Below are 13,519 nucleotides of genomic sequence, written 5' to 3' on the forward strand. Positions count from 1 at the left end.
CTCCTTTTTTTCTTCCCCAAACTGTCGCTTTTTCTTTTTAACATTTTTTGTAACTATTCAGAACCCCATTCGCAAAATCGCATCTTCGATGCTTCTATTTTGCTCATGTGGTTACCTCGCCATATAAAATTGCTATTCTGTCTGAATGCAAGCATTCACAGAAAGCAATTTTGCATGGCTCTGAATAGTTAACATTTTTTAAGCCCCGAAGAAGCATTTACCGCTCCAACGAGGCTTTTTGCCTGTTTGTAATCAATCAGACAATGATCTTTGTTATTATCCTATATACAAGAATGTTTTACTCTGCCTCAGAAGATGCTTCCTCTGTGGAAACTTCCTCGGAAGATACCTCCTCGGAAGACACCTCAGAAGATGCTTCCTCAAAAACTTCTTCTGAAGACTCCTCTTCCATCTCGACTAAGGTTACGTTCTCTGAAAGCTTTCCTAACACATAATCAGTGCTTGCTGCAAACATTACATATGGCTCACCATAAACACCAACTGCCTTCTCGTAATCCTCATCAGTAAAGTTTAAAGATTCCTTTGCAATATCTGCTGTCATCTCCCAACCTTCAGTTTCCATAACGGCCTGCAGTACAAGATAGTTTCCTGCATATGTCTTGCACATATCCCTGAAGGAATCCTCATCAAGTCCATTTGCAGATAAGAAAGCATCTATTCCTACACCGTACATAGATGCGATAGAGGTATAATACTGATAGCGCTCATTGTAAACTGTATCAACAACCTCTTCCGGTACATCTTTGATCTCGGAATTTTCTACTACATACTGGAACAGTGCGTTATACATGTTCTGCTTGTACAGATTGTCATAGACGCTCTGACGATATGCCTCTGCGCTCTCATAATCCGGCAGATTCTCAGCGATAAAATCATCATCAAACTCTGGTGTTATCTTCTCTTCGATATAGTTGATTGTGATATTGAAAACAGCATCCTTGCCGCTTAAATCTGTGTTATTAGTGTATGGATCTGGGAATGTAACATTGATATCAAAGTTCTCGCCCGGTGCATGACCGATCAGCTGATCTAAAAATCCATCGATAAAGCTTGTTACGCCAATGGTAACAGTTGCACCTTTTCCGTCAGTGCTTCCGCCCTCAAACTCAACACCATCAACAGAACCTACATAATCAATATTTACAGTATCACCATCCTCGATCAGACGATTTTCATCAGTGATCTGGTTTGTCTTTGTATAAGAGCTTAATGTCTTATCAATCTGGCTCTGCACAGCCTCATCAGATGGAATGATTTCATCTGACAGCTCCATATGGGAATAATCAAGCAGCGTTACATAATCAAGTGCCTTCACACCTTCAAAAAATCCCTTTTCATCATAGCCTTCGCTATAATCAAATGCCTCTGTCTCGGCTTCGCTTGATTCTTCCTCAGCACCAGTCTCATCTTCTGATGCAACCTCTGATACAACCTCAGTTGCCTCTTCTGTGCTTGTCTCCTCTGCAAATGCTGCTGCAGGAGTCATAGCTACTGCCATGCTAATACCGAGTGCTGCTGCTAAAAATCTTCTTCTCATTACCTTCACCTGTCCTGATTCAGTGTCCAGGACTCCCTTTCTTTGAATGACATAAATCCATTCTATCACAAATTTATGCGTTTGAAAACCAATTGAGTAAAATTTCATTCAATTTTCACAGATTTACCATTCTCTGCTATCCCAGATTACCGTGAACGGTCCATCATTTTCGAGTGATACTTTCATCTCTGCTCCAAAAATACCATGCTCGACTTTGCCAAATTCTTTTCGGCATTCCTCTAAAAAATATTCGTATAAGCGCTCTGCCTCTGCTGGGGAACCTGCCTGCGTAAAGCTTGGGCGATTACCTTTTTTGCAGTCGGCATACAGCGTAAACTGTGATACTACAAGCACCTCACCGCCTACATCCTCGATTGAACGATTTATTTTTCCTTCTTCATCCGAAAAAATGCGCAGCTTATGAAGCTTTTTTACATAGCGTTCCACCATTGACTCATCGTCGCCTTGTCCAACGCCAAGAAGAACAAGATAACCTTTTTTAATTTCTCCTGTTACTTTACCCTCTACTGTCACACTTGCATGATTTACTCTTTGAATTACAAGTTTCATAATCTTTTTTCCTCTGTCTGCTGTTCTTATATATTTTTCTTAAACCACTTTGCGTTGTGGCTTCAAATGTAAAACCCAGAGGAATCCCCTGGGTTTCATTTGTTATTCTCTTATTACTGCTCTCTGAAGAAAACTTCTCCAGTCTCTGCATTCATTCCATCAACGATTGCCAGAGACTCCACGCGAATACCTTTGCCGCGGATTAAATCGCCGCCCTTCTGGAAGCCCTTCTCAATTGCAATGCCAACACCCTCTATTGTAGCACCAGAGCTTTTTACAATATCAATCAGTCCCTCTAATGCACATCCGTTTGCCAAAAAATCATCAATGATCAGCACATGATCTTCTGGGGAAAGGAACTTCTTGGAAACAATCACATCATAAATTCTGCGGTGTGTAAAAGACTGAATCTTTGTGGAATACACATCACCGTCAAGATTAATGCTCTGAGTCTTCTTTGCAAATACAACCGGCACATGAAAATACTGTGCTGCAATACAGGCTATGCCGATGCCACTTGCCTCAATTGTGAGAATCTTATTGATTGGGCAACCCTCATACAGTCTCTTAAATTCTTTTCCCATCTCTGAAAACAGTTCGATATCCATCTGATGATTTAAAAAGCTGTCAACCTTTAATACATTTCCTGGCTTTACAATACCATCTTTGCGAATTCTTTCTTCTAACAGTTTCATAATGTTCCTTACCGCCCTTCTGATTAGTGTTTATTCATGTTTTGTCTATGTATATTTGTATCAAAGGCTACCGGATTCCGGCAGCCTATTATACCATGTTGTGCTTTTAGGGTTTACTTTGTTACCTCATTTACAAGTGTTTCGCCCTTTTCAAATGCAGCTGCATTTTCAAGTGTGATGCGGCTGATTGCCTCAAGCGCCTCTCTCGTAAAGAAGCCCTGATGAGAAGTTACCATGACATTTGGGAATGATAAAAGTCTTGCCATTGTGGAGCTTTGCAGAATTGTGCCTGAAAGATCCTCGTAAACCTTGTCATTTTCTTCCTCATAAACATCAAGTCCAACTGCAAAAAACTTACCCTTTCTGATACCTTCAATCAGCTCCTCTGTATTAACAAGACCGCCTCTTGACGTGTTGACTAAAATTACGCCATCCTTCATCTTCGCAATGGACTCACGATTGATTAAGTGATGTGTCTGCTCAGTTAACGGGCAGTGAAGTGAAATCAAATCACTCTGCGCTAACAGTTCATCAAGCGTTACATACTCGATATCATTATTAGGGTTTGGATACATATCATAGCCAAGCACTCTCATGCCAAAACCTCTGCAGATTCGTGCCATCGCCATACCAATTTTTCCAGTACCGATAATTCCGGCTGTCTTCTTATAAAGATCTACACCCATCAGTCCGTTTAAGCTGAAATCATTTTCTCTGCACTTGATATAAGCCTTGTGCGTATGACGATTTGCTGTGAGCGCCAATGCCATCGCATGCTCTGCAACAGCCTCTGGTGAATAGCCAGGCACACGTGCAACCTTTATGCCATACTCTGCTGTCTTTTTCAAATCTACATTGTTGTAGCCTGCACAGCGCATTAAAATTAATTTAACGCCCTGACGATGCAGCTGTTCAACTGTCTTAGCCCCAATATTAGCATTAACAAATGCACAGATCGCCTCGTAGCCTGCTGCTAATGCCGCTGTCTCCGGTGACAAATTTGCCTCCAGATAATGAATCGAAAGCTCTGGATACTCTGGCAAAATCGCATCAAAAAACTCTTCATCGTACTTTTTTGTACCATAAAACAAAATGTTCATATGCAATCTCCTTTTCTAATAGATGATTCCCTTGAAAGGGTTCTCAATTTTTTAGAAAACATACACAGGCGCTTTGATGTATTATTTTTTCTGAAGTTTGTCTACTATTTTATTCTCCTCCCACATCTTCTGCATCCTGACGTTTTCCTCGTGATGTTCCTCAACGCCGACCTTTGGCAATGCCTGCACCTCTTCATTTAGTGAAAGCATCTTTGCATCCAGCATATTTACAATGTCTGAACAAGCTTTTAACTCTTCATTGATATGCTGCGGTGCTTTTCCCTCGAATTTATAGCGGATTTTATGCTCAAGTGATGCCCAAAAATCCATCGCAATTGTGCGAATCTGAATTTCCACCTTCACGTTAACCGGTCCTGTTGACAAATATACGGGAACCGATACAACCATATGGTAACTCTTGTAGCCATTTGGCTTCGGATTTGCGATATAATTTTTAACGGTCAGCACTTGAATATCTGACTGACTGCTAATGCGGTCCGCAATTCGGTAAATATCAGAAGTAAAGGAACAGACAATACGGATGCCTGCTATATCACTCAGGCAGTTCTGCATGTTGTCCATATTAACTTCCAGGCCATGGCGTTTTAATTTCTTTACAATACTCTCCGAAGACTTGATTCGTGATGTTACATGCTCAATCGGATTGTAATTATGTATTTTGATAAATTCATTGTTCAGTATATCAATCTTTGTTGCTATTTCCTTCAGCGCAGATTCGTATGTAAACATAAGTGTTTCCCACTTATCTATGCGGTGTTCGCTGATTTCTTCCATTTACTAACTTTCTCCTAACTTACACTAACTTACTTTTTGTCATGCAGCCAAAACTTTTGCTGCTTCTCTATCAGTTTACCATATTTTGATTGCTTTTTAAAGTATTTCTTTTCGCGTTTTGTAACATATTACCCGTAGGCTTTCATACCTTTCGACTCTCAAAATATACAAAACGGTCTATTGCATCGAGGATATCGGCAAATTCCTCTCGCGGTGCCAGCGCTACATAACGGCTTAAAAGTTCATTTTCTTCTTTTTTAAAACGACCATAGAAGCAGTCAAACATGTTGTGGCCGCGCATATAAATGCGTATTTCTTCCATATGTGCTTTTACATCCTCTGGTCCTGTCAGATCGTGACCTATTACACTTATAAGCTTTTGTCCGCTTGAAAGTCTCGATAAATATTCCTGCCATTTTTCATAGAATGTCTGATAAAATGCATTTTCTGACTCGACAACACCTAGCTGCGCCATGATTTTGGGATTAAAGAAATAATTTTCAAATGAATAATATTTCAGAACAAGCACATTTTGAGGACGCACCTTAGGCAGATGGTCTACATCGCGCTTTCCTGCCTCCTCGTAATAATTACACAGCTGGCTTATCAGCTTTCGCCTGTCTTTTCCGTCACCGTCTCGTATCATCAGAAACTGATCTTTCAAATAGACCTGGTTCATATATTTTAGATTTGCATACGTTTTGATGTTTGTACAGCTGTTTGTTGTAATAATTGCGATGCGCGACAGATTGCCGTCTTTATCATAGATTTCAGAATAATATCTTTTAAGCAAAATAGGCAATCGGTTTTTATCCTGTTTTCCTTCCACAATAAATACAAAGTTTACATTCATCAGATCGGTTGCCGTATATCCCAAATCATCTAATATTACACTGATATCCGTATTGTCGCGCACAATGGAACGTCCTTGCTTATCAAGTACTACCTGTCGAATTTCGCGGCTATTAAAGTTTGCAAGAAGATTAGGTGAATGAGTTGTAAACACAACCTGATTTTTTCGTGACAAACGATACAAAATCTCACCAGCCACACGCTGCAGTGTTGGGTGAAGAAAAAGCTCTGGTTCCTCAATCATCAATATACTTGAAAGCTGTTCCTGCATCTCTGTATATGTTTCAAGAAGAGACAAAAGATAAATGCTTCGCATTCCCTCTCCCATCTCACTAAGCGTATGTGTCTGTCTTTGTGTCTTACTGCCGATTTCTGTTGTAACCTGAAGCATCTGTTCAACATTTCTATTCATGGAGTAGACAATCTCATCCTGGCCGCCGTTTTTCTTAAAGTTTTCATTTACACTCTTTGAAAACTCTTCAAGGTTTATCTGGTACAGCTTGTAGTCTAAAAGCTTAGATGCCTCGAATGCATCAAGCTCAATTGGTTTTTTCTGATTGATATAGCCAATGCATGAAAAGCAATGGTCACATGTCTTTGCCTCCTCAAACAGACAACAACCACTTCGCATTTTAGAAATCAGCGCGTCCTCACGAAGAAGCAAAAGATCACTTTGCAGCCGCTCAATATCACGCTCAGGACTGACACTATAGATACGTGGAAGCAGCTTTTCAATATAAGGATTGTTCTTTTTAAAGCCGTCAAAATAGCGCTTTCTGCCATCCTTATTTGCAATAAAGCAAAAAGACAGCTCACCACGCTCATTTATTGATTCACCGTCAGTTTCAAAGATTGGTACAAACGATGGTAGTTTCTTTTGAAAATCCTCAAACCAAGAATCAAATTTTCTGTAACGGCTGATTATTCCTCTTCGGCAAAGACGCTTCAAATCATCCTTTGTCAATTCAAGTGTAAGCGCAATCTCAATATTGCCGCCATCCCAGTTGAAATCCTTTTTTGTTATCGCAATATCTCCAAGTGCCACACGCAGTGCATCTATTATCGTGGATTTTCCGGTATTATTTTGTCCAACAAGAATCAGGGCATTTTCCACTGAATCAATTGTGACATCCCGGATTGCACGAAAGCTTTTAATATGTATTCCTGTCAGTCTCATTCGCGCACCTCTGCTTTTCTTACTCATGTTTTTGAAGATTGCGGGAGTGCAAAGCACGCAGCAATCTGGTATCAAATATCATAGCATATTCATATATGTTTTTCCACACAAATGTCCGCCTCGTGAAAGCCATTCGCCTTCGGGCTTTGCCATAAACATTGGATGATCCGTGAACTGTACTCATTAGATTCTAGAGTCCCCGAAAGTGGTTGACATCTTACGTTTAGTTTTGTATAATAAAAACAAAAGTAGTAATTATTATTACATAGAAGGGATTTTTAATTATGATAAAATACAGCCGCCAGCGTGAAGCAATTGTTCAGTATCTCACAGGGCGCACAGATCATCCAAGCGCTGAATCTGTTTATCAGGCGCTCCGCCAGACACACCCTAATATCAGTCTTGGAACTGTCTATCGCAATCTAGGCGTTCTTGAGGAAAATGGTCAGCTGATGCGGATTCCGATGGATAACGGATCTGACCGTTTTGACCCAAATGTCGTTCCTCATTATCACTTTTTATGCCGCAAATGCGGCTGCCTGCAGGATGTCCCAATGACAGCACTTGATTCTTTAAATCAGCTCGCTCAGGCACATATTGATGGCATCGTAGAAAGTCATGCCCTGCTATTTAAAGGGGTATGCAAAAGATGTTCAGAGGATACAAAATAGTTTTTTTTATTATATTTTTGAAAAAACTCTTGACAGCTTTGTGGGTTTATGCTACTATCATATCAGTAACAATTACTATTATCAATCAGGACACCGACCCCTATCACGGTTCCTGATTGATATGGTAACAAACAATAATAAGCGGTTTTTCCGCTGACATTAACAATAAATATTTTTATCAGAAAAGGAGATTACTATTATGGCTAAATTTGTCTGTCAGGTATGTGGTTATGTTTATGAAGGAGATTCTGCTCCAGAGTTCTGTCCAGTATGTAAGGCACCGGCTTCCAAGTTCTCAAAGCAGGAAGAGACCTTAACTTGGGCTGCAGAGCACGTTGTAGGTGTTGCTAAGGGTGTCAGCGAAGATATTCTGGCTGATTTAAGAGCTAACTTCCAGGGTGAGTGCTCTGAGGTTGGTATGTATCTGGCTATGGCTCGTGTTGCTCACAGAGAAGGCTATCCGGAAATCGGCTTATACTGGGAGAAGGCAGCTTACGAAGAGGCTGAGCATGCAGCTAAGTTTGCTGAGCTTTTAGGCGAGGTTGTTACTGATTCCACAAAGAAGAATCTTCAGATGCGTGTAGAGGCTGAAAACGGTGCTACTGCTGGTAAGATGGATCTTGCAAAGCGTGCTAAGGCTGCTAACCTTGATGCAATCCATGACACTGTTCATGAGATGGCTCGCGATGAGGCTCGTCACGGCAAGGCATTTGCAGGTCTGTTAAAGAGATATTTTGGTGAGTAACGTTAATCATTGTCACTTCAAAAAGAGGTAATGACATGGAAAATTATACCATTTGCAATTGTAAAAATGTAACGTACTTTGATGTCGCAGAAGCGCTGCACAACAGTCCTACTTTCAGCGATGTAGAAAAGACGTTTGAGGAAGTACAAAAAATCACCCACTGCTCTACTGGATGCGGTGGATGTCACGGAAAGATCTTAGACGCTATTTCCGAGATCATGGATAAATAAAAAAAAGAAGATCATCCAAAAACGGGTGATCTTCTTTTTTCTTGTCATTTACCAGTTGTTTTTTTATAATTATCTGTTATACTATTACTAGATTATGTAGTTTTCAAAACCAGATAATATTTTTTTCAAAAACAATGGAGGTTATGATATATGATTACCAGAATTATTTCCGACTCTTCTTGCGAACTTTTTGACAGTGCAGATGGTCAGTTTCGTACAGCACCTTTGACTATCTCTACAGATGAGCGCTCTTTTTTAGATGACGGCAATCTAAATACACGCGAGATGCTTGATTATCTTTCTGCTCACAAGGGACGCTCTTACACGGCATGCCCAAGCATTGAAAGCTGGTTAAGCTGCTTTGAAGGTGCCGATGTGATTTACGTTGCAGTAATGACTAGCGCACTTTCCGGAACACTCAACTCTGCATTATCCGCAAAGTCTATTTATGAGCAGCAGCATCCTGAAGTAAAAATCCATATCTTTGACACACTGACTACCGGACCTGAACTATGGCTCTTTATTGAAAAGCTTGAGGAACTTGTCGCTTCCGATACATCATATGATGAAGTAATTCGTATTGCTGATGAATATATTCACACAACGCGTCTGTTCTTTGCCTTAAAGTCTCTTCATAATCTAGCAGCCAACGGCCGCATTAACAAAGCAGTTGCTTCTGCCATCGGCATCTTAGGCATTTCGATTCTTAACACAGCAAGCGAAGAGGGACGCATTCATCCGATTGGCAAATGCCGCAGCTCTAAAAAGCTTGTTGCTTCTATTATGGAACAGCTCGACACTGCAGGCTATCACGGCGGCAAGGTGCGCATCAGCCATATCGAAAATGCAGCGCTTGCCGAAAGCATTCAGGCAGAAATCTATAAAAAATATCCGCAGGCAGATGTCCAGTTTAGACACTGCCGCGGACTTTGCAGCTACTATGCTGAAAAAGGCGGTATTTTGATTGGATGCGAGTGTTAATTACGCATTTGCTTGTGACGCAAGCTCCTGAACGATTTCTCTAACCCGCTTGTGATCACATTCCTGCACGATATGTGCATACTTTTCATATAATGGACAGCGCTCATTGTACAGATCTTTGAGTGTCTGTCCATTTTTCAATGCAACACCACGCGCCGTCAGATCGCCAAGACGATCCTCAATTTCTTTATAAGAAAGCTTTAAGTAGACAACACAGCCGATCTTGCGCAGATGCTCCATTGCCTTTTCACCATAGATTACACTTCCTCCAGTTGCAATCACTGCCTGTTCACAGTCTAACCCTGCATTGATATCTTCCTCAATTTTCAGAAAGCCATCTACTCCATGCTCGGTAATCAGTTCATGAAGCAGCTTTTTTGTCTGCTCCTGAATAACAAGATCTGAATCCATAAAGCGATAGCCAAGTCTCTTTGCCAGCACAACCCCAACCGTGCTCTTTCCTGCTCCCGGCATTCCAATCAGTACAATGTTTTTCTTTCCCTGCATCGTCTCCATATTTTTGCCCTCTCGTGTTTTAATGGTGTTACTGTTTTGATATTTCTGAATAGTTATCCGCTTTTTATTATAGCAAAAGCAAACACATACTTCCATATTTTTTATCTTATATGCTTGCTTTTGTATATATTTCTGGTAAAATTATAATTAGCAGCACAAATGCAGGAGGTTTTTACGTATTCTTATGAGTAAGGGACAAATTTTTCACAGCACATTTTCAGAATACACAGATCCACACACTGGCACTGTTGTAAAACGCCTGACGGATCCGTCTATACTTAGTCACCACATGTATTTTTATAACCGCATGACTACATCTGACGGACAATATCTTTTAATCTGCCAGAAGCGTGACGAGGGACGTCAGCTTTATACACTCAATCTCCATAACGGTGAGATTCGCCAGATCACAGAGGGAGACGGTGTCGGTCAGGACAGCGCCATGTTTTCACATGACGACAAAACCATCTTTTATCAGCAAAACAACCGCTTTTACGCGATGGATGCGCAGACGCTTGAAACGCACTGCTTTTACGAAACACCAGAAGGCTGGAGCGGTTCTGCACCTGGCATGAGCAGTGACAATCGTTTTATGTCGATTGTTGAGACAAGGCAAGACACACTGCCTCCGCGTGATGGAAGCGCCGGATGGAACTTTTTTGCGCTTACTTGCCAGGCTAAGCCATTATGCCGCATTGTCTACATTGATGTAGAAACAGGAAAGAGCCACGTAGTACTTGAAGATCATTGTTGGTTTGGTCATACACAGATTCGTCCAAATGATCCGGATACGATTTTATTTTGTCATGAAGGACCTTATGATCTGATTGACGCCAGACTATGGCTGATTAAAAGCGATGGCAGCCGTTATCGCTGCTGCCGCAAGCAACCATCTGATCTGATTTTGACACATGAATTTTGGCTTCCTGATGGTTCTAAATTTGCTTACGTTTACCGTGAAACAACTGGCGACAAGATTGAAAACATCCGCCTTATGGATCCTGAAACATTAAAAGAAGAAATTCTAATGCCATGTTCTCCGTTTGCACATTTTATCTGTGATAAGAAAAATGAGTACATGGTCGGTGACTCTCAAGGAAGCGATGTTCCAATTCACCTTTTGACAGAGGAAATGCTGAAAGAAAAAGCCAATACCATAAGCAATGATTTTATCTATCTGATTGATGTCAAAAAACGCACAGAAAAGAAGCTTTGTTATCATGGCACATCTTGGCTGGCTAAGCATGGAAATCCGCAGGATTCACATCCGCATCCGTGCTTTTCTGAGGACAACAAGAGTATTATTTTTGTATCTGACCGTGAAGGACTGCCCTGCATTTATCAGGTAATGCTTAATAATTAGTGCTGGCGTTTATTTATTTTTACACTTTATTTTTTGGAGGGAATAATTATGGACATGAGAAAATGGTTCAAGGAAGCACAGTATGGAATGATGGTTCACTGGGGTCTGTACTCACTTCTTGCAGGCGAGTATAAGGATCGCTACAGTGGTGTTTACGCTGAATGGATTCAGGCAAATCTGGCAATCCCGAATGCAGAGTATGGAAAACTGGCAAAAGCATTTAATCCAGTATTTTTCGATGCTGAGGAATGGGTTAAGCTTGCAAAGGACTGCGGCATGAAATATTTTGTTGTCACCAGCAAGCACCATGATGGTTTTGCTATGTTCCACTCAAAGGTTGACAAATACAATGTTGTTGACGCAACTCCATTTGGACGTGATGTTATCGGCGAGATTGCAGAAGCTTGCTACAAGCATGGCTTAAAGATGGGTCTTTACTATTCTCAGGATCTTGACTGGCATCATCCGGACGGCGGCGGCTATCTGTCAAACCACATTCCAAGCCAGGGTGTTACATGGGACAATAGCTGGGACTTCCCGGATGCTGCAAACAAAAACTTTGACCGCTGCTTTAATGAAAAGATTTATCCGCAGGTTGAAGAGATTCTTCGTAACTACGGTGAACTTTGCCTGATCTGGTTTGATATGCCAATGACCTTAAAAGAACATCAAAGCCGCGCACTGTTCGATGCTATCAAGAAGTATCAGCCTGACTGCCTGATCAACTCCCGTCTTGGAAACGGTGCTTACGATTATGTATCACTTGGCGACAACGAGATTCCAGATTCTATGCCTGAAAACACTGAGTTTGACCCAGCTTTGATGAACGGCATTGACGGCTTCAAGCCATCTCCATACGGACTGTATGAGACTGCTGCTACCATCAACCGCACATGGGGCTTCTCTGCTCACGATCAGAACTGGAAGAGCCCAGAAATCATTGCTGCAAACCGCAAGAAATTAAACGGTATGGGTATCAACTATCTGCTTAACGTTGGACCAGACGGACTCGGCCGCATCCCGCTTGCCAGCCAGAAGGTTTTACGTGAAGCTGCAAAGCTTTATGAAAAATAATTAGGAAAAGCCACCGTTCCTGTCACCGTGGTTGTTGCTTCGGCAAGGCTCTTATTTTGTAGCAACATTAGAAATATGAAATATTTGTTAAATGTATTCTGATAGCTTGCTATTTGCATACAATAGAGATATAATATAAGTAGTTAGAACACAGAAGGGAGATGTTTTTATGGCACAGGCAACTCTTACCGCACGAGTAGATGCTAAAGATAAGATGGAATTTGATGCGTTTTGTTCTAATGTCGGGCTTAACGCTTCGACTGCAATCAATATGTTTGTGAAAGCGGTTATTCGTGAAAATCGGATTCCGTTTGAAATTGCACAGAATCCCGATCCTTTCTACTCTGAAATCAATATGACTCATGTTAGGAAAGCAGTTCAGGAACTTCGCACAGGAAAAGGTACGGCACATGAACTGATTGAGGTTGAAGATGAGTGAAAAAATCTGGTCGGATGAAGCCTGGGAAGATTATCTTTACTGGCAGCTTCAAGATAAAAAAACACTGAAGCGTATCAATCAGCTCATTAAGGATATTGAGCGAAATGGCGAATTAGAAGGGATCGGAAATCCTGAAGCATTAAAGGGAGATTTGCAAGGCGAGTTCAGTCGTAGAATTGATGAAAAAAATCGTCTTGTATATCACATTGAAAATGGTCGAATTTATATTGCTACTTGCCGTGGACATTACGGCGACAAATAAAAAATTGTGGTTATCCATTTGACATAATCCCACGGTTAAAACCGTGGGATTCCTTAACTAGTTCCGGCAGCATCATTCAGTCTTATAGACTGAATTATAGCCACTGTGTTTAGGATTTATGCTGATGGGATTTCATACGACATATACTACTTTCTCAGCAAAAGACTTATGTCGGAGCCTTTTTTACTTTTTTAATTTAAAATCCAAAGCACTTCCGCATGGACAGTCCGTTTTTCTTCATACTCAGAATTAACTGATCATGTTTATCTGCGAATTTTTTAAATTCATACTTACATTTTTCTACATCCGGATGTTTCAATTCCAAATCTGCATTATGAATTAATGGCCACCGTTCCTGTCACCGTGGTTGTTCTGAGTGATTCTTTTTCAAATACTTAGTCACCCATTTCTCCACCGATTCCCATAATGTACTTTGCTCCCACATGATGTCCTGCTTCTTTCGCATATTGCATTTCTCCCTTCTGAGTGTT

At 41.0% G+C, this 13,519-nt stretch carries 15 protein-coding genes; 8 read left to right on the plus strand and 7 right to left on the minus strand.

The genetic code is table 11. The features are described 5' to 3' along the window. Window positions 1-298: 298 nt before the first annotated feature. From WJP93_RS04840 to WJP93_RS04865, 6 genes are all read right to left on the minus strand, one after another. Window positions 299-1,558, minus strand: a complete 1,260-nt coding sequence (locus tag WJP93_RS04840) for an FKBP-type peptidyl-prolyl cis-trans isomerase (protein ID WP_337547175.1) — start codon at window positions 1,556-1,558, stop codon at window positions 299-301. A 123-nt stretch (window positions 1,559-1,681) separates the two neighbouring features. Further along, on the minus strand, window positions 1,682-2,128 hold the full coding sequence (gene dtd / locus WJP93_RS04845) for a D-aminoacyl-tRNA deacylase (RefSeq protein WP_262536289.1): 447 nt from the start codon (window positions 2,126-2,128) through the stop codon (window positions 1,682-1,684). A 113-nt stretch (window positions 2,129-2,241) separates the two neighbouring features. Beyond that, on the minus strand, window positions 2,242-2,823 hold the full coding sequence (locus WJP93_RS04850) for a xanthine phosphoribosyltransferase (protein WP_227101734.1): 582 nt from the start codon (window positions 2,821-2,823) through the stop codon (window positions 2,242-2,244). Window positions 2,824-2,936: 113 nt separating this feature from the next. Next, on the minus strand, window positions 2,937-3,923 hold the full coding sequence (locus WJP93_RS04855) for a 2-hydroxyacid dehydrogenase (RefSeq protein ID WP_227101735.1): 987 nt from the start codon (window positions 3,921-3,923) through the stop codon (window positions 2,937-2,939). 81 nt (window positions 3,924-4,004) lie between these two features. Further along, window positions 4,005-4,718, minus strand: a complete 714-nt coding sequence (locus tag WJP93_RS04860) for a GTP pyrophosphokinase family protein (RefSeq protein ID WP_337547176.1) — start codon at window positions 4,716-4,718, stop codon at window positions 4,005-4,007. 142 nt (window positions 4,719-4,860) lie between these two features. Beyond that, on the minus strand, window positions 4,861-6,747 hold the full coding sequence (locus WJP93_RS04865; RefSeq protein ID WP_066557655.1) for an ATP-binding protein: 1,887 nt from the start codon (window positions 6,745-6,747) through the stop codon (window positions 4,861-4,863). A 284-nt stretch (window positions 6,748-7,031) separates the two neighbouring features. On the opposite strand from WJP93_RS04865, the gene WJP93_RS04870 reads away from it, so the two are divergent. From WJP93_RS04870 to WJP93_RS04885, 4 genes are all read left to right on the plus strand, one after another. Next, the gene (locus WJP93_RS04870) at window positions 7,032-7,418 is read left to right on the plus strand and encodes a transcriptional repressor (RefSeq protein ID WP_066557656.1); all 387 of its coding nucleotides are present in this window, start codon (window positions 7,032-7,034) and stop codon (window positions 7,416-7,418) included. A gap of 199 nt (window positions 7,419-7,617) precedes the next feature. After that, on the plus strand, window positions 7,618-8,163 hold the full coding sequence (locus tag WJP93_RS04875) for an NADH peroxidase (RefSeq protein ID WP_066557660.1): 546 nt from the start codon (window positions 7,618-7,620) through the stop codon (window positions 8,161-8,163). 35 nt (window positions 8,164-8,198) lie between these two features. Beyond that, window positions 8,199-8,393 (plus strand): (2Fe-2S)-binding protein, encoded by a 195-nt coding sequence (locus tag WJP93_RS04880; protein ID WP_066557662.1) that lies wholly within the window; start codon window positions 8,199-8,201, stop codon window positions 8,391-8,393. 150 nt (window positions 8,394-8,543) lie between these two features. Further along, the gene (locus WJP93_RS04885; RefSeq protein WP_337547177.1) at window positions 8,544-9,374 is read left to right on the plus strand and encodes a DegV family protein; all 831 of its coding nucleotides are present in this window, start codon (window positions 8,544-8,546) and stop codon (window positions 9,372-9,374) included. Here the strand turns inward: WJP93_RS04885 and WJP93_RS04890 are convergent, their stop codons facing one another. After that, a complete protein-coding gene (locus WJP93_RS04890; protein ID WP_227101738.1) occupies window positions 9,375-9,890 on the minus strand; it encodes a shikimate kinase in 516 nt (171 codons plus the stop codon). Between the two features lie 184 nt (window positions 9,891-10,074). Between WJP93_RS04890 and WJP93_RS04895 the strand changes: the two genes are divergently transcribed. The 4 genes from WJP93_RS04895 (at window position 10,075) to WJP93_RS04910 (ending at window position 13,028) form a co-directional block, all read left to right on the plus strand. Further along, a complete protein-coding gene (locus WJP93_RS04895) occupies window positions 10,075-11,253 on the plus strand; it encodes an oligogalacturonate lyase family protein (protein ID WP_262536282.1) in 1,179 nt (392 codons plus the stop codon). Between the two features lie 48 nt (window positions 11,254-11,301). Further along, on the plus strand, window positions 11,302-12,327 hold the full coding sequence (locus tag WJP93_RS04900) for an alpha-L-fucosidase (protein WP_262536280.1): 1,026 nt from the start codon (window positions 11,302-11,304) through the stop codon (window positions 12,325-12,327). Between the two features lie 169 nt (window positions 12,328-12,496). Further along, the gene (locus WJP93_RS04905; RefSeq protein WP_337547178.1) at window positions 12,497-12,766 is read left to right on the plus strand and encodes a type II toxin-antitoxin system RelB/DinJ family antitoxin; all 270 of its coding nucleotides are present in this window, start codon (window positions 12,497-12,499) and stop codon (window positions 12,764-12,766) included. Continuing rightward, window positions 12,759-13,028, plus strand: a complete 270-nt coding sequence (locus WJP93_RS04910) for a Txe/YoeB family addiction module toxin (protein ID WP_337547179.1) — start codon at window positions 12,759-12,761, stop codon at window positions 13,026-13,028. Before WJP93_RS04905 ends, WJP93_RS04910 begins: the two co-directional genes overlap by 8 nt. The last annotated feature ends 491 nt before the right edge of the window (window positions 13,029-13,519 follow it).

Source organism: Anthropogastromicrobium sp., from assembly GCF_037349415.1.
Lineage (GTDB): Bacteria > Bacillota > Clostridia > Lachnospirales > Lachnospiraceae > Anthropogastromicrobium > Anthropogastromicrobium aceti.